The 23,459-nt window shown below is 56.5% G+C and carries 26 protein-coding genes; 4 read left to right on the forward strand and 22 right to left on the reverse strand.

Annotation, left to right across the window (positions count from 1 at the left end):
- The first annotated feature begins 57 nt into the window (after positions 1 to 57).
- Positions 58 to 2,895, forward strand: a complete 2,838-nt coding sequence (amt, locus tag ACZ5EH_RS08835) for an ammonium transporter (RefSeq protein ID WP_464277754.1) — start codon at positions 58 to 60, stop codon at positions 2,893 to 2,895.
- Positions 2,896 to 3,013: 118 nt separating this feature from the next.
- On the opposite strand, the gene ACZ5EH_RS08840 is transcribed toward amt, so the two are convergent.
- The 17 genes from ACZ5EH_RS08840 to ACZ5EH_RS08920 all read right to left on the reverse strand — a co-directional run bounded on the left by ACZ5EH_RS08840 (position 3,014) and on the right by ACZ5EH_RS08920 (position 12,950).
- Entirely contained in the window at positions 3,014 to 3,319 is a 306-nt protein-coding gene (locus ACZ5EH_RS08840; RefSeq protein WP_464277755.1) for a hypothetical protein, read from the reverse strand.
- A 200-nt stretch (positions 3,320 to 3,519) separates the two neighbouring features.
- A complete protein-coding gene (locus tag ACZ5EH_RS08845) occupies positions 3,520 to 4,929 on the reverse strand; it encodes a hypothetical protein (protein WP_464277756.1) in 1,410 nt (469 codons plus the stop codon).
- A 95-nt stretch (positions 4,930 to 5,024) separates the two neighbouring features.
- Positions 5,025 to 6,464 (reverse strand): phage terminase large subunit, encoded by a 1,440-nt coding sequence (gene terL / locus ACZ5EH_RS08850; protein ID WP_464277757.1) that lies wholly within the window; start codon positions 6,462 to 6,464, stop codon positions 5,025 to 5,027.
- Positions 6,427 to 7,089 (reverse strand): hypothetical protein, encoded by a 663-nt coding sequence (locus ACZ5EH_RS08855; protein ID WP_464277758.1) that lies wholly within the window; start codon positions 7,087 to 7,089, stop codon positions 6,427 to 6,429. Before ACZ5EH_RS08855 ends, terL begins: the two co-directional genes overlap by 38 nt.
- Positions 7,067 to 8,089 (reverse strand): DNA cytosine methyltransferase, encoded by a 1,023-nt coding sequence (locus tag ACZ5EH_RS08860; RefSeq protein WP_464277759.1) that lies wholly within the window; start codon positions 8,087 to 8,089, stop codon positions 7,067 to 7,069. Before ACZ5EH_RS08860 ends, ACZ5EH_RS08855 begins: the two co-directional genes overlap by 23 nt.
- Before the next feature lie 70 nt (positions 8,090 to 8,159).
- Positions 8,160 to 8,672, reverse strand: a complete 513-nt coding sequence (locus ACZ5EH_RS08865; protein ID WP_464277760.1) for a ParB N-terminal domain-containing protein — start codon at positions 8,670 to 8,672, stop codon at positions 8,160 to 8,162.
- A gap of 12 nt (positions 8,673 to 8,684) precedes the next feature.
- On the reverse strand, positions 8,685 to 8,996 hold the full coding sequence (locus tag ACZ5EH_RS08870; RefSeq protein WP_464277761.1) for a hypothetical protein: 312 nt from the start codon (positions 8,994 to 8,996) through the stop codon (positions 8,685 to 8,687).
- A gap of 25 nt (positions 8,997 to 9,021) precedes the next feature.
- Positions 9,022 to 9,285 (reverse strand): hypothetical protein, encoded by a 264-nt coding sequence (locus ACZ5EH_RS08875; RefSeq protein WP_464277762.1) that lies wholly within the window; start codon positions 9,283 to 9,285, stop codon positions 9,022 to 9,024.
- Positions 9,282 to 9,548, reverse strand: coding sequence for a hypothetical protein (locus ACZ5EH_RS08880; RefSeq protein WP_464277763.1), 267 nt, complete (start codon positions 9,546 to 9,548; stop codon positions 9,282 to 9,284). The genes ACZ5EH_RS08875 and ACZ5EH_RS08880 overlap by 4 nt, the downstream gene beginning before the upstream one ends.
- On the reverse strand, positions 9,541 to 9,936 hold the full coding sequence (locus ACZ5EH_RS08885) for a hypothetical protein (RefSeq protein WP_464277764.1): 396 nt from the start codon (positions 9,934 to 9,936) through the stop codon (positions 9,541 to 9,543). Before ACZ5EH_RS08885 ends, ACZ5EH_RS08880 begins: the two co-directional genes overlap by 8 nt.
- Positions 9,929 to 10,129 carry a hypothetical protein gene (locus tag ACZ5EH_RS08890; RefSeq protein ID WP_464277765.1) on the reverse strand — a complete coding sequence of 67 codons (201 nt, stop codon included), beginning with the start codon at positions 10,127 to 10,129 and terminating at the stop codon, positions 9,929 to 9,931. The genes ACZ5EH_RS08885 and ACZ5EH_RS08890 overlap by 8 nt, the downstream gene beginning before the upstream one ends.
- Positions 10,126 to 10,749 (reverse strand): N-acetylmuramoyl-L-alanine amidase, encoded by a 624-nt coding sequence (locus tag ACZ5EH_RS08895; RefSeq protein WP_464277766.1) that lies wholly within the window; start codon positions 10,747 to 10,749, stop codon positions 10,126 to 10,128. The genes ACZ5EH_RS08890 and ACZ5EH_RS08895 overlap by 4 nt, the downstream gene beginning before the upstream one ends.
- Positions 10,742 to 11,128, reverse strand: coding sequence for a hypothetical protein (locus tag ACZ5EH_RS08900; RefSeq protein WP_464277767.1), 387 nt, complete (start codon positions 11,126 to 11,128; stop codon positions 10,742 to 10,744). The genes ACZ5EH_RS08895 and ACZ5EH_RS08900 overlap by 8 nt, the downstream gene beginning before the upstream one ends.
- Positions 11,125 to 11,928, reverse strand: a complete 804-nt coding sequence (locus ACZ5EH_RS08905; RefSeq protein ID WP_464277768.1) for a hypothetical protein — start codon at positions 11,926 to 11,928, stop codon at positions 11,125 to 11,127. The genes ACZ5EH_RS08900 and ACZ5EH_RS08905 overlap by 4 nt, the downstream gene beginning before the upstream one ends.
- Positions 11,925 to 12,227, reverse strand: a complete 303-nt coding sequence (locus tag ACZ5EH_RS08910) for a hypothetical protein (RefSeq protein WP_464277769.1) — start codon at positions 12,225 to 12,227, stop codon at positions 11,925 to 11,927. Before ACZ5EH_RS08910 ends, ACZ5EH_RS08905 begins: the two co-directional genes overlap by 4 nt.
- Before the next feature lie 10 nt (positions 12,228 to 12,237).
- Entirely contained in the window at positions 12,238 to 12,636 is a 399-nt protein-coding gene (locus ACZ5EH_RS08915; protein ID WP_464277770.1) for a Mor transcription activator family protein, read from the reverse strand.
- Between the two features lie 74 nt (positions 12,637 to 12,710).
- Positions 12,711 to 12,950 carry a helix-turn-helix domain-containing protein gene (locus tag ACZ5EH_RS08920; protein WP_464277771.1) on the reverse strand — a complete coding sequence of 80 codons (240 nt, stop codon included), beginning with the start codon at positions 12,948 to 12,950 and terminating at the stop codon, positions 12,711 to 12,713.
- A 262-nt stretch (positions 12,951 to 13,212) separates the two neighbouring features.
- Between ACZ5EH_RS08920 and ACZ5EH_RS08925 the strand changes: the two genes are divergently transcribed.
- Positions 13,213 to 13,920: an XRE family transcriptional regulator gene (locus ACZ5EH_RS08925; RefSeq protein ID WP_464277772.1), complete on the forward strand. Its 708-nt coding sequence runs from the start codon at positions 13,213 to 13,215 to the stop codon at positions 13,918 to 13,920.
- A gap of 580 nt (positions 13,921 to 14,500) precedes the next feature.
- On the forward strand, positions 14,501 to 15,367 hold the full coding sequence (locus tag ACZ5EH_RS08930) for an AAA family ATPase (RefSeq protein WP_464277773.1): 867 nt from the start codon (positions 14,501 to 14,503) through the stop codon (positions 15,365 to 15,367).
- Between the two features lie 17 nt (positions 15,368 to 15,384).
- Here the strand turns inward: ACZ5EH_RS08930 and ACZ5EH_RS08935 are convergent, their stop codons facing one another.
- The 5 genes from ACZ5EH_RS08935 to ACZ5EH_RS08955 form a co-directional block, all read right to left on the reverse strand.
- Positions 15,385 to 15,696 carry a hypothetical protein gene (locus tag ACZ5EH_RS08935; protein WP_464277774.1) on the reverse strand — a complete coding sequence of 104 codons (312 nt, stop codon included), beginning with the start codon at positions 15,694 to 15,696 and terminating at the stop codon, positions 15,385 to 15,387.
- Between the two features lie 63 nt (positions 15,697 to 15,759).
- Complete coding sequence (locus tag ACZ5EH_RS08940) at positions 15,760 to 17,517, reverse strand: YeiH family protein (RefSeq protein ID WP_464277775.1); 1,758 nt, start codon at positions 17,515 to 17,517, stop codon at positions 15,760 to 15,762.
- Between the two features lie 609 nt (positions 17,518 to 18,126).
- Positions 18,127 to 19,140 carry an alpha-hydroxy-acid oxidizing protein gene (locus ACZ5EH_RS08945; RefSeq protein WP_464277776.1) on the reverse strand — a complete coding sequence of 338 codons (1,014 nt, stop codon included), beginning with the start codon at positions 19,138 to 19,140 and terminating at the stop codon, positions 18,127 to 18,129.
- An 87-nt stretch (positions 19,141 to 19,227) separates the two neighbouring features.
- A complete protein-coding gene (locus ACZ5EH_RS08950) occupies positions 19,228 to 21,354 on the reverse strand; it encodes a PAS domain S-box protein (protein WP_464277777.1) in 2,127 nt (708 codons plus the stop codon).
- 118 nt (positions 21,355 to 21,472) lie between these two features.
- Positions 21,473 to 22,486, reverse strand: coding sequence for a proline dehydrogenase family protein (locus ACZ5EH_RS08955; RefSeq protein ID WP_464277778.1), 1,014 nt, complete (start codon positions 22,484 to 22,486; stop codon positions 21,473 to 21,475).
- Between the two features lie 96 nt (positions 22,487 to 22,582).
- On the opposite strand from ACZ5EH_RS08955, the gene ACZ5EH_RS08960 reads away from it, so the two are divergent.
- On the forward strand, positions 22,583 to 23,419 hold the full coding sequence (locus ACZ5EH_RS08960) for an AraC family transcriptional regulator (protein WP_464277779.1): 837 nt from the start codon (positions 22,583 to 22,585) through the stop codon (positions 23,417 to 23,419).
- Positions 23,420 to 23,459: the final 40 nt, after the last annotated feature.

Raw genomic sequence — 23,459 nt, forward strand, 5'->3', positions numbered from 1 at the left:
GTATTTGTACCAAGCACAAATCGTTTTCAGATAACTTGTTATTTCCAGGGTGGATTCATGGAATCGCAACAGGTAGCAGAAATGCTGCAGCAAGCCCAATTGCTGCATGATCAGACTTCACAAATGATGCAACAGGCTCAGGTTAATGAGAATTTCGTTTGGGTTCTCATTTGTGCCGCGCTTGTTTTCACCATGCAGTTTGGGTTCATGTATCTGGAGGCCGGGCTGGCCCAAGCCAAACATACCATCAATGTGGCCATCAAGAACCTGAGCGATTTTGTGGTTTCGGTCATGGTGTTCTGGCTTTTTGGCTTTGGTTTGATGTTTGGAACGAGCTGGGGCGGGCTGGTCGGCGGATCGGATTTTTTGATCAGCGTGCAAGATAAATGGATGGCTGCGTTTTTTGTCTTTCAGGTTGTATTCGTAGGAACAGCGGCCACTATCAACTCGGGCGCCGTGGCAGGCAGAACCAAGTTCAGCAGTTATCTCGTTCTTTCCGCCCTGATTTCCGGCCTTATTTATCCGCTGTTTGGGCACTGGGCGTGGGGCGGTTTGCTGCTTGACCAGGCAGGCTGGCTGGAGGCCCTGGGCTTCAAGGATTTCGCAGGCTCCACTGTGGTGCACCCCGTGGGGGGGTGGGTTGCCCTGGCAGGCATCATGGTTGTCGGCCCCAGAATCGGCAAATTCAAAAAGGACGGGACACCCAATAAAATACCGCCCTATAGTTTGCCGGAAGCTGTCATGGGCACCATGATTCTGTTTTTCGGCTGGTTCGGGTTCAACTGCGGCAGCACCCTGGAAGCAACACCTGAAATCGCCTCCATAGGGATGACCACGGTCCTTGCCGCATGTTTTGCCGCGGCATCGAGCACAGCGCTTTCCTGGATATTCAGTGAAAACAAACGGCCGGAAGTGGAAAGCATCTGCAATGGCGTCTTGGGCGGTCTTGTGGGCATCACAGCTGGATGCGCCTTTGTGGATGCGTCCAGCGCCATGATTATCGGCCTGGTCTCCGGCGTGGTGGTCTATTATTCCACAATCCTTATCGAACGGGTCTTCAAGCTCGATGACGTCGTGGGCGCCGTTGCCGTGCACGGTTTTTGCGGTGTATGGGGCACCGTGGCGGTTGGACTCTTCGACATGAAAGAAGGCCTTTTCTCTGGGGGCGGTTTTACGTTGTTGGGTGTCCAGACCCTGGGCGTTGTGGTCTGTTTCGCCTGGACCTTTGGCGTGGCTTATCTCGTCATCAAGCTTATCGACAAATTTATAGGCATGCGCGTGAGCCGCGAAGACGAAGAGCGCGGTCTGAATATTGCCGAACACGGCGCCAAGATGAGCTGGTACGATACCATCATGACCATGCAGGACATCGTCAAAACAGGCGATTTGCGAAAGCGCGTCGATGTGGAGCATGGCACCGAGGCCGGGGCCGTGGCCATAGCCTGCAACAGCATGCTGCATGACATGCAGCAGACAGCCGATGTCGCCAGGCGGGTGGCAGGGGGGGATCTCTCCCAGAGCATTGCCCCAAAAGGTGAGCACGATGTGCTGGGGCAGGCTGTCGCCAGGATGGTCGCTTCGCTCAGATTGCGCAGCAAGGAGCAGGAAGACACCATAGCCAAGGTGCATGAAATAGTGGCCACGGGCGACCTGACAAGCCGATTGACGGCCTCGCCCAATTCAGAGCTTGCCGGTCTCGCCGAAAGTTTCAACGAACTGCTGACCAGCATCAACGACGCCGCCATGGTGGCCCGGCAGGTGGCGCAGGGTGAATTGGAGCACCAGGTCATCCCGAAAAGCGACAGGGATATTCTCAACGCCGCCATTGCCACAATGCTCGAAAGCCTGCGTCAGAAAAGGCAATCCAGACGGGAAACGGTTCAGGCCATTGGCGCAATTGTGGAAACGGGCGACCTGGAAAGACGCGTGCCCGTCAATGGTGATCCGGAAATGGCACGGGTGGCCCATGGCTTCAACTCCCTGCTGGATGAAATCCACAAGTCCGCAACCATTATCCTGCAGGTGGCGGAAGGGGATTTGCGGCATACCGTGGCGGCAAAAAGCGACAAGGACATTTTATCCCTGGCCACAAATACCATGGTGGCGGGGCTGCGCGAACTTTTGGAAAAGGTGCACGACGTTTCATACGCCCTTGGCTTCACCATCGATGATCTTGACCGCGCCAGCCAGGGGCTGGAGCAGAGCAACTTCGAGCTTGTGCGCAGCATAGAGCTCACCGCGAACCACGTGGATAACAGTATCAATGCCGTGCAGGCCATGACGGACCAAGCCAGGGCAGGCACCTCGGCCAAAGAGCAAAGCCTTGGACACATGGATGAAATAGGGCGGACACTGGCTGGCCTTGCCGATACCATCCAGAACTTCGACACTGCCACGGAGCGCATTGCAGCGTTCACCGAATCCATTCGCAAGATCGCCGCGCAAACCAACCTGCTGGCGCTTAACGCCACCATTGAAGCGGCGGGGGCAGGATCCCACGGCAGAGGGTTTGCCGTTGTGGCCGGAGAAATCAAGACGCTGGCCTTGGAAAGCGCCCGGGCGTCAGACGAAGTGGAGCAGCTTGTGGAAGGGATTCAAAAGGAGACCTCCCAGGCGGTGGAACGCGCCCGCAGAAGCAAAGACTCAACGCGCTCGATCTCTGAAGACATGGCCGGCGTCCTCGTGCAGGCCACGGATGGCATCAGAACCTCTGTGCAAGACGTGACCGCGAAAATCGAGACCATTTCATCTTCTTCCTCAGAGCAACTGGAAGTCGTGAACAGGAACGCACAATCAGTGGACACCATTGCCAGTATCGCGCGGTTGCTGCACGAGAAGGCCCAAAGTCTAGCTGAAGCCGTGGGCTATTTCAAACTGCACGGTCAGGAAGGCTGACGCGCCACACCGCATCACCTTTGCTTGCAACAATACAAAGGCGGCATCACCCCCCTCCCTGGTATTCTTCAGGGCAAAGGGCGATGCCGCCTATTTGGTTGCTGGCAGCTGCTATAGCTTACTTGGTCAGAACGCGAGAACGCTGGAAGCTACAGCGCATGCAGATGTAGTCCAAAAGTTCCTGATAGCTGTAGTCCAGGGACTTGCTGTAGAACTCTTTGGGCTCGCCTTCAAGGCGCACGCTGTATCCACCGCCCTGGAAGCGTACTTCGGCGCAATACTGCTTGAAGTCACTGATGACGGTATCGCCGACGTGTTTGCCGTTACGTAGATTCGTTTGGATTTCACATTCAAAGGCTGCGGCCGGCTGTGCCAGACACAGCAGGGCGAAAAGGAGCACAAGGGCCAGTATGGGACGCTGCATGGGTTCCTCCAATGGGCGCTGGCTGGAACGTTCTGCATGCGGCGCCCCTGGTTCATGCCCTTGCATGCCTCTGGGCGCCGGCCGTAACGATCCGTTCAGGAAGGCGCGGCACGATGCAATTTCGCCTTTACAAAGTAAGTATCGCAGAAAAGCCCGTACATTGTAAAGCAATGTAGAGCGTCTAGAACACGTTTACAGCATCATGAAGTCGTTGCAACGTCTTTTTGCCCTTGTTCTTCGGACGGGCGTCCATGCTCCTCAATATCCCGCAGCACTTCTGCCTGCCGCCGCTGGTCCAGGTGCTCCAAATAGGGGCGCGCGGCGCGCTTCTGCAATTCCACGGTAAAAGCGGGAGAAGGCACCAGTTCAGCGGCGCGCAACATGCCTTCCAAATCTGCCTGCAGGTCTTCCACTTCGTAGTCTTTGGCCCGGTCTATGGTGATTTCATGGTACAGGTCGCGTTGCCCCTGCCAGGAAAGCCAGTGCCAGAGAATACCGCGTTCTGCTTCCGCCAGATTGGCGGCCTTGGCCGCCAGTTTGGAATTCAGGAGCTGGAATTTCGTCTTCAGCGCAACGCCGCTTTGCGCCTGGGTGGAGATCTCCGTCATGGCCTGGCCTCCTGCGTTGGCCGCGCGGTATATTTCACGCACCTTGAAGGCCACCCATTCCTGGATGGCGGCAACCGTGGCCGCCACCTGGGCTTCCAGCCAGTCGGGCTTGCCGGCCTCGCCGTGTTCCGGGTTGAACTCCAGCACCGCAGATGGAGCGGCCAGGTCTTCGCCGGATTCGCCCGGCTCACGCATCGGTTTGCGCATCATGGGAAATCCGGCCAGACCGATGACTTCCTCTGTTTGGGAAAGGTTACGCAGGATGGAAAGGTCGATGTGCGCAATGTCAGCCAGGTCTGAGTGCCCTATGCCACGGTGTTCGAGATCGCGCAGGTTGTAGAGCCAGACAAAGGGTATCTCGCCCAGGGGGTTTTCGCCCTGATCCAGCAGCGTGGCCTTGCCCGTTTCGCTGGCGCTCCATATCTCCCACCTGTCCGGCCACCAGAGGCGGTGCAGGCCGTCTTCTTCCAAAAGTTTCAGGTAACTCAATACGGGGCGGCCGCTGGCGTTGCGCTGGTGCCGCCAGTCCAGGATGGAAAGGGGCGTGTATGCACAACAGTAAGGATAGAGCCCCTGGTCGATTTCCTGGGCTCTGGTCAGCGCCTGGGAGGGGTACTTGTCCACCAGAATGCCGGCGTGCCCCATAATGGATGCGACGCGTTGCTGTTCGAGCAGGAAGACGTCTAGGTTGGAGCCCCAAAGATCGCAGTCGTCGCAGAACTGTTGCCAGAGGGTGTCCTGAGCCAGGGACGCCAGGTCTCTATGGGGCGGCTTGCGGAACAGATAGTGGGTGAAAAGGTCTACTATGCCGCGGCTGTAGTTGAACGTGTAAAGCTCGGCCAGCCGTCTTCTGAAGTTGCGTTCGCTTTCACGTTCATGACGGGTGACTGCGCCGCTGCGTACAAGGGCGGAAACTCCTTGATACGCGGCGCGCAAAAAGCGCCACTGCTTGCGGTTTGCATCATAAAGGGCGTGGGTATTCTGCAGATCCATACCGTCCATGCTGTCCTCCTGAAGGGGGTGTTTGCGATTGGTCTTGGAGTTGTTCTTCTACGCAGGGTGTTTCGTTTGATAGCGCACGTTGTTTTCTGCCTCCCTCAATTCCAATGTTGTTGCCGGCTGGGCCTGTAGCGTGAGCGTTTGCTGCAATGCTGCAGCGCCTGGGTCATGGCGTCGGTCTGGTCGGCATAGGCGCTGTTGGGAAAACGCGATGTTTCATCGAGAAATTCTTCCAACCAGGAAGCTTCCATGGGCAGAAACACTTTGCCGCCTTCAACCAGGGGGGAAACCGTGTGCGCGCGCATGGCCTTGTCACCCTCCGCCACGGCAACGGGCACCAGCGGCAAACGGGTGGAGCGCTTCAGCTCCTGCACCAGGCTCTGGCCGCTGGCTTTGTCTTCCACCAGTACAGCGTCTGGCCGCCACTGTTCGTAATAGGTCATGAGCGCGCGCCTGAGTTCGGGGTATTCGAGGCGGTCGCGGATCTGGTCCAACAAGTAATAGCCGTCCTCTCCGGCGCGCCAGGTCTGCCCCACACTGTATGCATTGGTGGCGCCGGTCTTGAATGCCGTGTCCCAGGACTGGATGGTCAGCCCTTTTTGCGGCGGGGTTCTGAATCGCTGCCACCAGGAGCGTTTGAAGATGCCGCCCGAAGCCGGGGCGGGGCGCTGTTGCAGTTGTCCTGCCGCGCCCCAGCTGCCCAGGGCGGTCTGTAGTCTGGCCAGGGCCGCGGCGTTGAAGCGTTCCGGCCAGAGGGGCTGTCCCTCTTCTGTACGCGGGTCTTCCACCCGTATTCCCAGTGCAGCGGGGGCGCTTGAAAAAATGCGCCCCTTGCCGTTGTCGTCTTCCCAGGCCGCGGGGAGCTTCAGGTGCACGTACCCGCCTTGCTGCAGTACGTGGCCGCTCAGGTCTTGCTCGTGCAGACGCTGCATGACAATGACCAGGGCACCGGTGGAAGGATCGTTGCAACGGGTGCTCATGGCCTGGTCCCACCATTCGGCCACGGCGCTGCGCTTTTTTTCGCTCATGGCTTCACGGGCGTTATGGGGGTCGTCTGCAATGATGCAATCGCCCCCTTCACCCGTTGCCTGCCCGCCGACTGAGGTGGCCAGGCGGAATCCAGTGCGGTTGTTTTCAAAGCGGTCCTTGGCGTTCTGGTCTCCAGCCAGGGTGAATCGATTGACCCAGCGCTCTTGATACCAGGGGCTGGTGATCAACCGCCGGCACTTGAGGCTGTCCCGCACACTCAGGGAGCGGGCGTAACTGGCAAAGATGAAACGCCGTTGAGGTTCTCGCGCCCATACCCAGGCAGGCCAGAATACGCTGACGGCCAGGCTTTTCATGTGTCTGGGGGGCATGTTTATGAGCAGGCGGTTGATTTGGCCGCGGGTCACTGCCTCCAGGTGTTCGCACACGGCGGCCAGGTGCCAGCCGTCGATGAAGGTTGTGGCGGGCTCCAGCACGCGCCACCCTTGGCGGCAGAATTCCAGCAGGCTTTGTTCAGCTCTGCGGGTCCGCTCCGCCCGCAGTTGTGTCATTGGCGGTGCATTTCTCAAGGAGTGCCTCCAATTGTGCAAGCTCTTCATCACGCAGTTTTGTCAGGTCGAGTTCCTGTGAGAATTTGACCTCATCATCATTAACGCCTGTCAGCCGCAAACTTTTCGCCGCCCGTGCGTGGGGCGCCCAATGCTGCAACCACCAGGCAGCTGCCTGCCATTGCGGGCGCATGCGGCTGCGCTTGGACGTCTGGCGTACGGGATCGCCTGCTTCATCCAGAAACACAGTGGTTTCCAACAACTCCACATTGCCTTCGGCCGCATCGGCCAGGGCTTGCAGATAGCGGGCTTCCGCCTTGGCCATTGCTTCGTCCACGGCGCACCAGAAGCGCACGTAGCGCACTTCTTCTCTACGAGGGGGAGAGTCGGGATTTTTGGCGATACGGTCCATTTCACGGCGCCCCCGTTTTGCCCAGACGTAGAAGCTTGAGACATCGATACCGGCCATGGCTGCAGCCGCAGTTATGGCGTTGCCCCGCGCCAGATACTCGCAAAGCAGACGCTGCCGTTCCGGGGTTAATTTCCGGGCGCCGTCAAGCGGGGAGGCAGGCTTGCGAACGCCCTTTGGTTTGGGGCCTGTTGTCTTACGCTGTGGCTTTTCTGCCATGGCATCCTCCCTGTTCTTTGCCGCCGCGGATTGCACGTAAGAGATGGCGGGCCACGGCGCGCATCAGAAACGGAGGCACCGCATTGCCGATGCGGCTCACGGCGTGGCGCCATTCCCCTGCAAAATGGTAGGCATCCGGAAAGGATGCAATGCGCTTGAGTTCCGCAGGGGAAAAGGTTCTTGTGGCAAGCGGATGGCAGTGCATGTTGCGCAAATAGGGGCGTTTGTCCCTGCCATTGGCGGCGCAGGCCGTAATGGTGGCGCAGGGCGCGTCCCAGCGCATGCGTCGCTGATAGCCGGCATAAACGGCTCCCTGGGGCGCCCCGGCGGCCATGCGCCATGTTCGGGTGGCGCGCCCCTGTGGTGATTCATCCACCCAGACATGGCCGATTTCCGGGATTTCTTGCTCCGGAAAGTCTGCAATGGCAGCGGCCAGCGGCCTTGGCCAGGATTCCGTCGGCGGGGGCGTCAGGGGCGCTTGTGCAATGTCCTTTCGGATGCCTGTGAGAAAGAGCCGGCGTCTGTGCTGCGGTACATTGAAGTACGCAGCATCCAGCACCCACGCTGCAACGTGATAGCCACGCCGGGACAGGGCCGCCGCTGTTTCCTTGAACAGGGCGCGGCCGCCCGTGCCGGCATTGAGCAGAGCGGGTACGTTTTCCATGACAAAGGCTTTTGGCAGCATCCCGCTGGTAAGGCGTACAAAATCCCAGACAAGCGCGTTCCGCGGATCATGCCTGTGCCGCGCACCTGCACTGCTGAACCCCTGGCAAGGCGGGGACGCCTCGATAACATCGAGTTCGCCTTTGTCGACCCCGCACAGGTTGAGGGCGCGTTCGGTTGTCAGATCCTGCACGTTTCCAAAGTGCAAGGACGCCTGAGGGTGATTGGCCAGGAAGGTGGCTACTGCATTGGGAGCGCGTTCCACGGCCAACAGGGTGCGGTATCCGGCCATGGAAAAGCCGAGGGCGGAACCGCCCCCTCCTGTAAAGAGAGACATGCAGGAGGGAGCGGTCATTTCCCGTGGAGCGCAGTGTGCGCGCCATGCCGTGTTAAGAAGCGTGCGGTAATCAGGCTGCAAAGCTCTCTCCGCATCTGGGGCAGTGCAAGGCGCGGGGCAATGGGGCGGCTGCCACATCCCAGCGCTGGAATGCCCCCGTGGGGGGCGGCTCCCGTTGCAACAACCCTTGTATTTCCGCACGGGTAAAGCCAGTTGCCCAAAGCAGATCTTCCCGCCCTGCATCTTCCAACATCGCCAGTTCGGTCGCCAGAGTCGTCGGCTCCCAATGGCCGCGAGCCGTACGATTGTCTGCAAGGCGGCTGGCCCGCAAAAGAAGGGGGCTTACCTCTTTTTGCATTATGAGCACAGGCACAGCCTCCATGCCTAGCAAACGGGCGGCCGCAAATCTGGCAAGACCTTTGATGATGTTGCCCTGCCCGTCGCAAACAAGGGGCTGGTCAAAGCCGAAAGCCACTATGGAAGCGGCCAGCGCTGCTATCTGCTCCCTGGTGTGGACCTTTGCCGCGCCCGGTAAGGGGCGCAAATCCCACAGTGGACGCATTTCTAGTGATAACGCAGTCATGGCGCACCCGTCTCAATTGCCTGTTGCCGGGTTTTCCTGAAAGGAGGACAGATCGCATTCGTCTTCGCACGCGCCTTCATCCTCTTCAGGGAATCCTGCCGCATCGGGATCATCGGGTTCGATATCTGTGTCATCGTTTTGTTCGTCATCTTCGTATCTTTCAAAAAGTGCGAAAGAATCTTCTCTGTTTTCAGACAAATCCTCGAATGTCTCAGGCAGACAAGCAGCAGGGCAGGGGAGCTCCCCCTCCAATAAAGCGTCTTCCTGATCCGGCAGTTCAGGAAAGAATTCCAGGTCGCGAAAAAGTGGGGATGTTTCAAACATGGCAGCATTCTCCATGGTAATGCGTTCAGGACCAGATTCGGGACCAGAGGCGTTGGGCCACGATGGCCAGCACGGCGGCGGCTCCGGAAAAGGTCCAGACGCGCTGTTTGAGTTCGCGTACGTCGCGAGCCAGGGTTTCCACCTGGGCGCCGCGTTGGACACAGCGCTCGGAAAGCAGGGTCTTGATTTCGGCGAGCATGGTGTTTTGCAGACTCTGCCCCGTTTTGAGGTCGTCCACAGCCGCCCAGAGATCACGGATTTCCTGCCGCATTTCTTCTGTCAGCATCATGTGTCTCCGTTCTTGTCCTGCGGTGTGGCGGAAACGTCAGCCTGTTCCTGCGAGGGCTGACTATCTGTGCTCTCCGCCAGATCGGGCAGGTTGCGCAGCATTTCATTGTCGGCCTGCAAATCCTCAATTTCTGGGATTTCCACACCCTGATCGTCTGCCAGGCGCTTCACGCTCTCCACCAGCGCAAGCACGGTTTCGACCATTCCGGGCAGCAGTTTGACGTAGCCTGCGTAACTCTCCAAAAGCGCGAGTAAGCTACTCATTGTTCGCCTCCACCAGCAGTCCGGCCACGTCGGTAGCCAGTGTTTGTATGTCTGCAAACAGTGCGTCCATATCGCGCTCGGGGTGCGCGCCCCTGCTCCAGGCGATGGCAAGATCGTTGTATGTGATTACCAGCCCCTTGAGCGTATTCAGCCGTGGTGCCACGTTTTCCTTGAGCCAGTCCTGAGCTGTTGCGGGGAGGGCATCGTGCACCGCTGCATATTGCCGATGCAGTTGCAGGTACTGGCGCGTCAGTTCGTGACCGGCAAGACGGGCGCGTTCCGGCCCGCTGGTGCCTGCCGCGCACCCAGCCGTGTATCCGGCCGCGATGATGCACGTTACAAGCAAGAGCCACAGAAAAAGGGATGACCTGTTGTTTGGATCAATCATTGGCTTTTTCTCCGCCCTTTGTTTTGGCCTCCTGGGCGTCGACCCACCCCTGGGATGCCAGGTAGGTCATCACAATGCCGGCAAAGCCAAGCACGGTGTCCTGATCAACATCCACATCCAACCCTTGCTTGAGCAGCACCAAAAGCGCAGTGAGCAGCGCCATCCAGAATTTACGGGATTTCAGTTTGCTCATGACAATGCCTCCTGAAGTTCTATGCGGAGCAAGGCGGCGCTCTCGTTAATGGTGCTTTCCACGTAAAAAGGAACGCCGGCAGCTTCGCGGGCGCGGTCCAGCAACATGATGAACGAAGGATTCATGGGGCGGTCGAACTCTGACGGGACAAAATGTTCGATGCCCGGCCAAAAGGGCTGGGCCTTTTCCGGTGTCGTGTCGGTTTTGTTGCCTGTGATCCAGGAACGGACATCAAAACATGGACACGCCTTGTGGACATTTGGAAAATCCCGATGCCCCAGGATGTCGGCCTGTGGGAAGCGGGCCTGCAAAACCTCGATCAGTGAACGCAGTGCCGCCAGTTGGGCGGCCGTATAGTTGTCCTCGGGTATGTCCTGCTCCCTGGCCTTGCCCCCCACAAGACAAATGCCGATGGAGTGGGCGTTGTGCCCTGCCACATGGGCTCCCACTTTTTCCAAGGGGCGCCCTTTTTCGACACGACCGTCCCTGCGGATGACAAAGTGGTAGCCGATGCCGCTCCACCCCCGCGCCTTGTGCCAGCGGTCGATTTCTGCTGCGCCGACGTCCATGCCCGGGGGCGTGTAGGCGCAATGAACAACTATGTTGTCGATATTACGCATTATCAGTCTCCTGCGCGTTGTCGAGAGCGGTGTATTCCTCCCGGAGCTCCAGCTTCAGCGCCAGCTTTTCCTGCAACGCCTGAGGGAGGGTGGTGGTGTCGAATCCTGTTTGCGCCCAGAAATCCTCGAGCCCGCGCGGGATGGAAAGATCCAATTCTCGCAGTTGGGACAGGATCGCCGTTTGACGCGCCCGGGCTTCCCATTCTGTTTGACATGCGGCCCAAGCCGTTTCTATTGCCGCCGCTGAAGGACGTGCCCCCAGTGTGGACTCGTCCCAGACGATCTGCTGCATCTCGCCAGTTTGAATAACCTTGAACGGGGCATTGACGGAGGGTTCTGCACCTGTGATCTTTGCAAGCGCCAGGGCAGTGTTCATCATGCTGTTACCTCCCCATTGATTCTGACGGCAGAAACCGTTGTTGTGTTTGAACCACCGACTAAGGTCTGTGCATCATTGCAATTGTGATAAATCTGAAATTGCATTGATGCTCCCTCGGGAATGGATATTGCTTTAGAACCGATACAGTCGATGAATGACCCATCTGTAGTTGCAGAAACTGTTGATATGGTTATGAAATCGCCTATAGGTGTTTCGTCCGCTGCGAATAACTGTGCGCCAGCCCATGCGGCTGCACCAACGCTGATATGTTGCACGCGCATGTTGAGGGACACCATGTAATGACCAGGAGTATTTGGCGTAAATTTGTAGTTTGTCGTGTCGTAACAGTTGCCGATGTCATAAATCTTGTTGGCATACTGTGCAGTCAAAAAGGTGTAGCTGGGTATTCCTGACTGATCTGCGGAAAGGATTGCTTTGAATGCAATGAGTTTCAGGGTTTCCATGGAAGTCCAATTGGCGCCATCGCATAAAAGGAGCGCAAAATCTCCGGCGGCATAGACCTTTTTAGAGGCGCGGCCGCTGATCAGTTCGCCCCCGTTTGGCAATATGCCGGCCGGCGAAGTGAAGCGAAGGCCAATCCATTTGCCTGCATTGCCCGAAGGGGGCGGTAACGTCACAGGTCCGCTGGAAATGTTGTGCATTTTGCCAAAGGCTGCATTGGATAGTGCGGTGGCGCCGCCTATGTACACCTCTGTGGAAACAAGGGGCGACAGCAAATCACAGGGGGCGCTGTTGCCGCCACCACTGGTGGGCGTCTGGGTTTTGTGCAGAAGGCTCATTGTGCGATCCTCACTGTGGCGGCGCCGCTGGCGTAATCTCCGGTTTTAAAGCCGCAGCGCACCAGGCAGGCTGTGGCCACACTACCGGTATCGGCCCCGGGTGCGGTGAAATAGTCGCCCGTGTCGCCCCAGGTTTCGCCGTCGTCATGTGAAATTTGCAGGGACAATGTGCCGGTGAACACACCCTGAACGCAGACATCAAAGGGGCGCGCCCCTAGATGGGGAGTCCAGCCTGCAAGGCGCAGCGGTGGTGTAAAGGTGTCATCAGTTGTGAGGTTTGCCTGTGAAATGAGTGACATGGTGTTCTCCTCAGCGTTCAGCAAGTATCTGCAGGATGCGCCTGCGTGAGAGGTTGTGTTCTGTCGCCAGTGCTGCGATGCTCGCCCCCTGGTTTCTGCTTGCCAGGATGCGACGTTTGCGCAGTTGGCGCAGCACGGCGTCAGTCTTGGGAATATCCAGCCTGTCGCCGCCAAAGGTCAGGGAAAGGGCCTGCGCCTGCTCCTCGCTCAGAAGCAGGCGCAAAGGGTGTTGTGGTGATATGGTGCGGGGCACGTAAATGCTGGTGCCGCCATAGGCCTTGGCCAGGGCAAGTGCTGCATCGCTCCCGGCTACGTGCTGGATGAGCCGTAACCCTGTGGGCAGCTCGCTCCAGTTGAGTGAGAGCGTGTCCGCAGGCATGCTGCAGTCATGGTAGGAAAGGTGTTCCATAAGTGCTCCTTGCGCTTTTGCATATAGTATACACGCATTTTATAGGCGGTTACGCAAGGAGCTTTGGGTGTACTTTATTTCCCGGATATTTCCTGTTGACAGGGTGCAGAGGGAGGACGCAATCGGGTGCTGGTGTCATTAAGGGCGCGTTGCTGCCGTAACCAGTCCTCTACGTCCACGGGCAACGCCCGCCAGACCCCGTCCATTTTGAAGGCGGGAAAGCCTTTTGTCTGGATCCATTTGCAGAGTGTTTTTCGTGAGCACCCCATGGTTTCGGCAATGTTTTCAAGTCCGGCCAGCACCATTTTGTCCATGATTGTCCTCCGTTACAGAATACGCATGTAATATCGCGTACCTTGACATTTTTGTGTAAACGTTATTAACTAGAGAAAAGCTGAATGTTTCGTCCCAAGTCGGTCTCGTCTCTATCCTCGGAAAGGTCCTGGTTTCCCCCCGGGGCCTTTCTTCCTTTGGTGAGCTGGCAGAACGTATTTTAATGAAGTTTTACGTATAGTGTCAAGCCAACCTTCTGGAATCCCCTTCCCATTCTCTTTAATTTAACGTATTGTTGCGAACATGACGCTACACAATTCCAAAACCGACGCCACAATACCTGGCGACGCAGAACTTTTTCGCACTGCGCTCAATGCCACATTGGAGAGTCTGGGGCATGGCGCACAAAAGGAAATAGCTGCTGCCGCCGAATGCTCCCCTTCGTATATGAACGATATAATCAAGGGGCGAACGCGTGGTTCCCGCCTGACGCGTGAGCGTATAGCCGAGGCCCTGGGGACGGATTACGACGCCATGCTGGAACGGGGGCGAGAACTCCTGCGCGGAACCAGCGGCCTCTCCAGCGTCGTTTGCCAGGAGACCGAATTCATGACCGTCCCCATGGTGCGGGCCAAGTTGAGCGGGGGGGGCGGCTCTTTTGAAACCGAGGGCGAAGTGGTGGGATACTATGCCTTTCGTACGGATTTTCTAAGCCGTAAAGGCGCGCCCGATTCCATGGTGCTGTTTCAGGTGGCGGGGCACAGTATGAGTCCTGTGCTGGAAAACGGCGACACCGTCCTTGTGGACCAGTCTCAAAACGACATCATTCCCGGACACATATACGCCGTAGGCATTGACGACACCGTGGTGGTGAAGCGCATTGAGATTGAACCAGGCGTCATGATTCTGAAAAGCGAAAACCCGGAATACGGTAAATTCGATGTGCCGACCCATGAGAGCGCCAACCTGCGGGTTATCGGGCGCGTGGTGTGGAGCGCCCGCGAATATTGATCCCGCCGGAGTAGGGCCCCTTTCCTTTCCTTTCCTTTCCTTCGTCGTATCCTTTTCTCAGCCTGTAGTTTGATCCCGGCTCCCCGCCTTTGCTTTTGACCTCAGTTGTCTTCACTATGTTCTGCCCTTTTGTGGGTGGTTGCCGCAGCAGTTGGCTGAGTAACTCCCCCCCCAAGGGGGGGTGTTGCGGTATGTTGTGGCAGATAGCAGCCCCTCCTGGATTGGGTTTTCTTGGTCCATGAAGTTTCCTTCTTCCGAAGTTTGAAATCTTTATACGTTGACAATACGTAAAATTTACGTAGAATACGAGCCGTGGTTGGGCGTCAGGATTTGCCTTGAGTGGTGAAGCGATGCCCTTGGTAATGGTTCGATTCACGTTTACCGGTCTTGCCAACGCAGGGAGCCCCTCCAAAGAGGTGTGCATAACACTAGCGGAGACCGCAGCCGGCAGCGCGCATGTATCTGGTTGTCGGCGTCTGGTGCGGTCTGCCCCGGAAAAGGGCGTTCCGGGGCGGCTGCACGATGTCCACGGTCTTTTCGGAGCAGCAGTGGTCGGGAAGCTATGATACAAGGAGTGGTCATGTTCGTACGCGCGAAACGAGAAAAGCGGCATCTGGTCATAGGGCTGTGCGGCACAGCAGGCAGTGGCAAAACGTTTTCGGCCCTGGCATTGGCACAGGGGTTGGCCCAACCGGGCAGGCGGATTGCCCTTTTGGATTGCGAAGGGGGCGCTGCCTCGTTGTACGCCGACCGGTTCAATTTTGACATGCACACCCTGGCGCCTCCGTATGGGCCTCTGCGGTACGTGGAAGCCATAGAAAAAGCGGGGGAGAAAAGGTACGATGTGCTTATATTGGATGGCATATCAAATGCCTGGGGGGGTGAAGGCGGCGTGCTGGAGCAGGTGGACGCCGCCCGTAGCGATGGACTGGACGATCCCTGGGAAAAAGCGGGAAACGCCCATGCCGCCATGGTTCGCGCCATGGGAAAGGCGCCCTGCCACATCATCGCTACAATAAGGGCAAAGCCTTTGTGGGAAAAGGTGGCGCAAGCAGAAAATGGCGGATTTCAGGGACAGCGGCTGGTCAAAACAGGCATACGCCCTTTACAGCGTTCTGATATTGCCTACCATTGCACGGTTTTCTGGCAGTTGTCGCACAAGAGGCACGCTGCCACGGCGCTGAAGGACAGCACCGGCCTTTTTGACGATCAGAAAATGATTCTTGGGCCGGAGACAGGGCGCCGGATGCGTTTCTGGTTGGAAGGCGACGGCCAGAAGCCTTCGGGGCTGGAGCGAGCCCTCCAGGCTATTCGCTCCTGTTCCAGCGTCAGCGAATTGGCCATATTGTGGGGCGACTGGCCCGCTGCATGGCGGCATTTCCCCTGGCAGGACATTCTTACCAGGGCGGTTGCGCAGCGGCTCAGAGAATTGCAGACGAGCGCATAACGCTGCTGAAAGAAAGGTTATTTGCCTGGGCCGACAGGGGGGTAGTTCAGGCTGTCACGCATGGCGCTTTCCGCCGCGGCAGTTGAGGGCACTTCTGTATAGTAAATCATGTTGGCGGCTATGCCGCTTGCTTCGATGTGGTCTCCCAATTGCTTCAGCGGTGGTATGGCCCGCTGCAAGGCAGGGGCGATGTGGAACATTATCAACCACAGCATGAAAACAGCCACTGCCAGTTTGAAAAAGCCATACAGACGGGAACCTCCGGATTTGGGCGTTACCTTTGCAGGGCGGGGAGCTGCGTTGGAGTGATGGTGCGCAGTGGCTTCCATAAGAACCTCGCATTTTTTTAAGGGGGGCGCTTGCGCGCCCCCTTTTTGTGTGGGCAGTTCTGTTTAGATGCTGGCCGTGATCTCTGGGAAAACGAGGTAGAACATGATGTAGGCCATTGTCAGGGTGAGGATGAGGTTGAGGCTCTGACCGCAGACATAAAGGATAAGGGGTTTGCTCCCTTTGAAATAATGGGCCAGTTCACGGAAGTTCGTGGCCAGGCCGATGGAGGCGAAGGCCATGCAGAATGCCCAGCCGCGGATAAGCCGCGAGAATCCACGCAGGGCGCCGTTGTCGATGACGGCATTGCCCACATCGGAGCCCACTGCGCCGAACAGCGAAGAGAAGACGATGGATGCCACCAGAAACCCGAGTACGAACTTGGGGAAACGATGCCAGATTTCCCAGGCGCTGACGCGTTTTCCAGGGACACAATCCACCCTGTAACACCAGTAGAGCGCGACACCAAAAGCGGTGACGCCGATGAGAACGTTCTGGATCATCTTGATGGTGGCTGCGACATACAGCGCCTTTTCACTCAAAAATGCGCCTGCTGCTGCCACAGCGCCTGTGGAGTCTATGGTGCCGCCCATCCAGGCGCCGCCAAGGATGTACGGCATGCCAGTGGCTTTGATGACAAGCGGCATCAAGACCATCATGATAGCCGTGAACACCAGGGAAAGCCCGACGGAAAGCGTCAGCTCCTCCTTTTTTGCGCGGCAGGCAGCCGCGGTGGCGATGGCGGCGGAAACACCGCATACGCTCATGTCCGCTGAAATGACTATGTTCAAGGTTTTGGAAGGCATCTTTACGATTTTCTGACCAAAGATGTATGTGCTGATAAGCACGATAGGCGTGACCACCCAGGCGACAAAAATGCCTGGGATGCCGATGGCGACGATTTTGTTGAAGAGGACTTCCGCCCCAAGTAGTACAAGGCCTGTCTTGATATAGTACTCGGTCTGGACGGCTGGCATCACCCATTTTGGTGTGCCCACAGTGTTGGAGATCAAAAGACCAAGAAGGATGGCCCAGGCTGCCCAGTCGATGCCGTACTGCTTCATGGTGGCCTGACCGGCGCAAAGATAGGCGAGGGAGGCGACTGCAAAAACAAAGACGAATCCTACCAGGAATTTGCCTACATTGTGCCCCATAAAGGAAATACCGATGGCGAAGAACAGGCCAAGGGCGGCGCAGCAGGCTATCAGCCAGGGAATCTGATTGTAGGAGCTGACGCTTGTTTTGCTCTTGGCTTTCGATGCGTCGCTATGCGCCTGACGCCAGACGTCAATGGCGTCCTTGGCCTGAGCGTTGAGTGCTTGATCCTGAAAGTTGGCTGCAGCGGCGGTTTTTTGCGCTTGAGTCGCGGCCTGTAGAGTCTGCTCCTCTTTTCCCTTGGCTTCTTCGTACTTGCCCATGGCCTTGGCAGCTTTCGCTTCAGCCTGCTCCTTGGAAAAGATCAGGCTATCCAGAGGGTTGGAACTCCATCCGTGTGGCGTGGCGAAAAATTTCTTGATTTTTTTGGCATAAGGTTCGCCGGTTGCCTTGATTTTTGCCTTGGCGTCAGAAGCCTTGTACCATTCCACAGTCTTGAAGGGGGCGCGAGACGCCTCCTGCTGCATGATCGCATTTTGTTTGGAGAAGGTTTCTTGCATTCCCTCGGGTGGGTTGGGCAAAAATATGATTAAACCAATCGCAAGAATGATGAACCCCAGCCATATCGCCCAGTAGTCCTCCTTTTTCCATAGATCGGAAATTCTCGATTGTCCCTTATCCACAACAATGTCTGTATTAGGTTGGGAAGAATCGGACATTTCTGCCATGGCTGTCACCTCGCGCGTTGATTGTTAGGTGGAAAACAGAGTATGCCCATAAAATTCAAAAGAAATACTTTTTAAAAGTATCATAGAACGTGCAAATTAAATCATGATACTGCGTAAAAAATAATGTGAATAGAAATAAAATTTAGAGCTGGTGAATAGTAAAACGTGGTAAAATTATCATCAAGTAAAAAACAAAAAATAATGATATAAAAAAATAAATTATAGTAATATCATTGGTATTGAAATTTTCACTGAATTTTTTTTAAGCAATAAATGCGTTTGTATAGCTGAATCATAATAGTATTATCAGTTGCAATCGATTCAGCAATTTATTTTGATAGGGATAGTCAAGGATATAAATACTATAAAATTAACAAAACACAGCATTGATTGTGTATAAAGAATAGAAAAGCACCATCTGGTGGCAAATATAAAGAACAAAGTGATCATGGCTGCGGGAGTATTTTTTGAAAAAAGGGGCATGATAGAATACTATAAAAGGGGGCAAGAGCGTCTATGTCTCTTGGCATGCCCCTAAGGGGGCTGGTGGGGTGCAGGCAAGGAAGGAATGGGCCGGAGCACTGGGAAAGGCTCCGGCCCGAAAAGGAATCAGTTATTGTGCAGGATATCCGGCGAGACTTTGGAAGCCTTGGCGGTGCCGGTAAGAACCATGCATTGCAACAGTTCGGTTTTGAGTTGTTCGATGAATTTGACCACGCCTTCGCGTCCGCCCCCGATTGTAGCGATGGAGAAGGGCCGGCCGATAAGCACGGCATTGGCGCCCAGTGCGAGCATCTTGAGGATGTCTGCGCCGCTGCGGATGCCACCGTCAACAAGAATGGGAACCTGCCCCTTGATGGCCTGTGCAATGCCCGGGAGCACATCCGCCGTGCCTGGACAGTGGTCGAGCACGCGGCCGCCATGATTGGAGACAATGATGCCTGCTGCGCCTGCGTCCACGGCCATCTTGGCTTCATCGGGGGTCATCACGCCTTTGAGCAGGAACGAGCCGGGCGTGCGGGAAATGATGTCGCGCAGTTTGGCAATGGGTTTGGGAGAAACGGGGCGCCCCATCTTGCGCAGGGTGACGAGTCCGGCTGCGTCGATATCCATGCCAAAGACGGAAGCGCCCGTGGCTTTGGCTTTTTCGAGCTTGTCGTAGAACTCGTCGTCTTCCCAAGGCTTGATGAAGGGAATGCCCCAGCCGTCGAGGTCGGTGATGGCCTGGTAGCCGCTCTGGTATATGAAGTCGGGCACGCCGTCACCCGTGCAGCCGATGATGCCGGCTTCCTTGCAGCCAGTGAGCTTTTCGCTGATGTACCAGGACTCTTCGACCTTGCCCCCCATGTTGAAGGATACGCCACCGATGGGCGCGGCCATGACAGGCAGGGACAGCTGCAGCCCCAGCAGCTCAACGGAAGTATCCGGTTCTGCAGCTTCATGGATGAGGCGCATATTGAAGTTTTTTTGCTTCAACGCCTGGATGTTGTTCATGAAGCTGGTTGCGGTGCCGAGACCGCCCATGCCGGGGACTTCGCCTATGCAGGCCTTGCCGTTGCATTCGGGGCAGACGCGACAGAATCCAGCCATGAGTTCTTTGGCGCGTTTTCTGACCTCTTGCATCGTGTATTTCTCCTTGTATTTGGTTGGTCGTTCAGCCAAAGCTAGGCGGCTGTGCGCACCGCCTGGGACAATGTGGCTCTCTTTTGCTTAAGGTGCAAGTATGGTTTTGTTGCGACCGGTACGTTTGGCTTTATAAAGCGCCTCATCGGCGCGTGAGAACATGGCTTCGAAGGTATCTTCAGGAGGACGGTAGGTGGTTACGCCCAGGCTTACCGTTATCCGCAAGGGCGTTTCGTCGGCAGTGAAAACAGGACCGTTTTCTTCGTCAGTCAAAATTTCCCGAAACCGTTCTGCGCTGTTGAGCGCGCTTTCTGGGGTTGTATTGGGCATGCAGACAACGAATTCTTCTCCCCCGATCCTGCCGAGGATGTCGGCTGAACGAAAACATTCGCGGGCGGTCTGGGCCAGTTTCTGCAGAACAGCATCGCCCGTTGCGTGTCCGTAGGTGTCATTAACTTTTTTAAAGTGGTCTACGTCGAACAGCACCAAGGACAGGGGCGTATCGTACCGTCTGGACTGTTGCAGGTAGTTTTGCGCCAGTTCCATGAAATGCCGCCTGTTGTAGAGTCCTGTAAGACTGTCGGTGGTGGCCAGCAACTCGAGCTTGCGCTCGTACTCCTTGCGGTTGGTTATATCGCGTAGCATGCCCACAGCGTACCACTCTCCCTGGGTGCTGAAGGCTACAACGGAACGCTCCACCGGGAACAGGGAGCCGTCCTTGCGACGTGCGGGAAATTCTTCAAGACTGCCAATGACCGGACCTTCACCATATTTGCTGAAATGCGTCAGCCCTTTCGCCACTTCACTCTCGTATTCACCCGTGGTGATAAGGGGGTGGAGTTTCTGGCCGACGGCTTCTTTCGCGCTGTAGCCGAACATGCGTTCCGCTGCGGGGTTCCAGTAGGCAATGGTGTCATATGCGTCGATCATGATCAGGGCATCGAAACTGGTGTTGCTCATGGCCAGGAACTTTTCTTCGCTAACGCGCAAGGCTTCCTCGGCTTCGCGGCGCTCGGTCACGTCCTGCACCGTGCCGGACATGCTGGTTGCCTCTCCTGAAGCATTGCGGAAAATGCGCCCCAGCCCGAGAACCTTGCGCTCTTTGCCGTTTTGCAGCAGCAGGCGATGCTCGATGCGAAAGGAATCCTGATTTTCAGCAATAGCGTTGTTGATGTCGTCCTGAATTCTGTCGCGGTCATCCGGGTGGATGAGGGATGAGAAATCCGAAAAATCAAGGAACGTACTGCGAGGCTCAAGGCCGAAGATGCGGTATGTTTCGTCGGACCACCTGATGTCGTCGGTTTTCAGGTCCCACTCCCAACTGCCGATGTTTGCGATGCTTTGGGCCTGGGCAAGACTGGCGCGTGACTTTTCGAGTTCTTCCTCGATATGCTTGAATTCATTCATATCGGTGTGCGTGCCGATGATCCTGAGCGGCGCTTCGTCTTCATCTCTGCGCACCACCATGCCACGGGTCAGAATCCACTTGTAGTCACCGTCCTTGCAACGCAGCCTGTGCATGGCCTCGTAATGCTTTGCGTTCCCCTTTATGTGCGCCTGCAGGGCCTGCTCAACGCGTTCCTTGTCATCAGGGTGTATACGCTCCGACCATTCCTTGGGGGAATTGCCGATATCTGCATCGTCGTAACCGATCATCTCTTTCCAACGCTTGGAAAAAAACACCGTGTCGGATTCACGGTCCCAGTCCCATAACCCGTCCCGGCTGCCTTCCAGTGCAAAGAGCAAACGCTCCTGACTGGAGCGTATCAATCGTTCCGCCTGCTTGAGGGGGGTTACATCATTGAGCACGGCCAGGGAGCGTATAATGGTTCCTGCTGCATCGTATTCTGCAGTGGCGGAAAGCAATACCTCGAGAATGCCGCCGTCCTTGGTAACCATTTGGTAAGGGACGTTTTCGCAGACGCCGTTACGGAAAAAGGCAGGCAGCACCTCTTCTTTGGCAAAACGACGGGATTCTTCAGTCAAAAACTCAGTGGACCTGCGTCCGAGCACTTCCTCCCGGGTATAGCCCATTTTTTGGCACCATACATTGCTGACGCCGAGCAACTTCCCTTGCCCGTCTATGGAATGAAGCATGACGGGCAGTTTGAAAAAAAGCGCGTCGTATTGCTCCCGGCATTCCTCGAGAGTATTCCAGTCGGTGTGCCCTGTGACTGAAGATTTCGTGCCGTTGGGGTTCGATTTGTCGGCCATGTTGCTCGTCGTTGCTGGAGTTTTTGCATCCATATATGGAGTAGCCAAAACATGATAGCAGCGGAAGCAATCCTTTGTCACCCATTACGGTTACCTAATGCAATATGCGCAATGATCCCTATTCATGCGCTTTGGGCGAAGTGTTCATATTCGGTTGCTTCATCTTGCCTGTGCCTAGGGCACGGAGCACGAAGCCGAGGTTCCGCGGTGTCTCGCCAATGCGGCGGATGGAATAGGGCCACCACTGGCGACCAAAGGGCAGATAAACCCTTACAGCAACGCCCTGGGCAACCAGTTCCTGCTGCAGACCGGGACGTACGCCATGCAGCATCTCCACCTCCCACTCCCCAGGGCGCCAGCCTCTGGCTTCGGCCATTGTCCGTGCGTAATCGATTATGGTGTGGTCATGGGTGCCCAGGGCTGGGTATACGCCGCGCGCTTTGGCTTCGGGAGAAAACAGGATACCGAGCATTCTTTTGTATGCATTATCGCGCTCTTTGCGCCCTGTTTGGGCTATGGTCGCCGGTTCGGCAAAGGCGCCTTTTACCAGCCGGATGAAAGCGCCCCTTTCTATGAGGCGCAGCAGGTCTTCTTCGCTTCTGTGCAGGTATGCCTGTAGTGTGATGGCGACAGGCAGTTCCTTGTCGCGCAGGGCATGATATACTTCCAGGGTTTTTTCCGTGACGCCGGCGTCTTCCATATCCAGCATCAGGGCGGGGCACATTTCAAGGGCACTGCTGGCGGCATGTTGCGCCAGGGCCTCCGCCAACCGCAGCGCATTATTGCGGCATTGCTTCCAGGAAAGCATGGAGCCGATTTGCGTCGGATCCACGGAAACATGCATTTGAACGCCATGCTGCGCCATCATAGGGAGCGCCTCCAGCAGGGCGTCCATATTTTCCCGCACCAGTTCAGGGGTATCAACATATTCCCCCATGAAAAAAAGCGATGCGCCGATGCCATGGGCTTGGAGGTTGCGGGCTGTGTGCAGGGCCGTCTTTGCATCATCACCACCGGTAAACTGCCGTGAAAGAACGCCAGTAAAAGGGCGCGCCAGTCGGGAATCCTGCATGAAGTCGCGCAGGGGTGCGCTACGCGCAAGCGTGATCATTGTTTTTTGCCAAAGACGCATATTGTCCTCCTTGTGTTTTGCAAAGAGGGTAGCCCCTTGTTGCGGACAGGTATTGTACGATCTTGCAGGGCGGCACCTGGCAAGGTAGGATAGGGCATGGCGAAACGGTACGGCACAATGAGCGGGGCTGACGTGGCCTTTCTGCGCGATGCGGACCTGCCCGGGCTGGAGATCCGCGCTTCGAGCTATGAAGCTGTCTCCTTTCCCAAGCATACCCATGAGACCTACTCTATAGGTTATGTGGAAGCAGGGCAGAGCCGTGTTTTTCTCAGGGGAAAAAATCGCAGCCTGGAGCGTGGGGAGATTGTGCTCATCCACCCCAACGAGGTGCATGCCTGCAATCCCGCCCCTGGCAGTGAGTGGGAAAACAGAATGTTTTTCATGTCGCCTGACCTGCTGGCCGGAGCAATGGCTGAAATCTTTGGAGAACCGAATGTTTTGCCGGAATTCAGCCAGGTTGTGGTGCAAGACAGCGAATTGCTCAAAAATCTGCGCGCATTGCTCCGCGCTGTGGAAAGGGGTGACGCCGCCTTGCAGAAAGAGTCCCTTTTGCTGCTGTGTTGCGCGGAAATATTGAAGCGCCATGCGGCAATTCGTGTTCCGGAGCAGTCAGAGGATGCGCCTCGGCAGGTGCGGATGGCCAAGGACTGGCTGCATGAAAATTGGGACACCCGGGTGACGCTTGCCGCATTGACCGCAGCGGCAGGGGGCAGCCCCTATGCGCTTTTGCGCAGCTTTCGCAAGGCCACAGGGCTTACGCCCCATGATTATCAATTACAGTTACGCATAGCCCGCGCCCGCAAGCTGCTTGCCCAAGGCAATGATATTGCAAACGTGGCGCTGGCAACAGGCTTTACGGACCAGAGCCACTTCACCAATGTTTTTCGCAGTGTTACCGGCGCTACCCCCGGCCAGTACCGCAGGGGGCGCTAAGGATTTCGCCTTGAAACAAGGTCTTTCGATGAAAACGTAT

The organism is Desulfovibrio biadhensis (assembly GCF_055388615.1).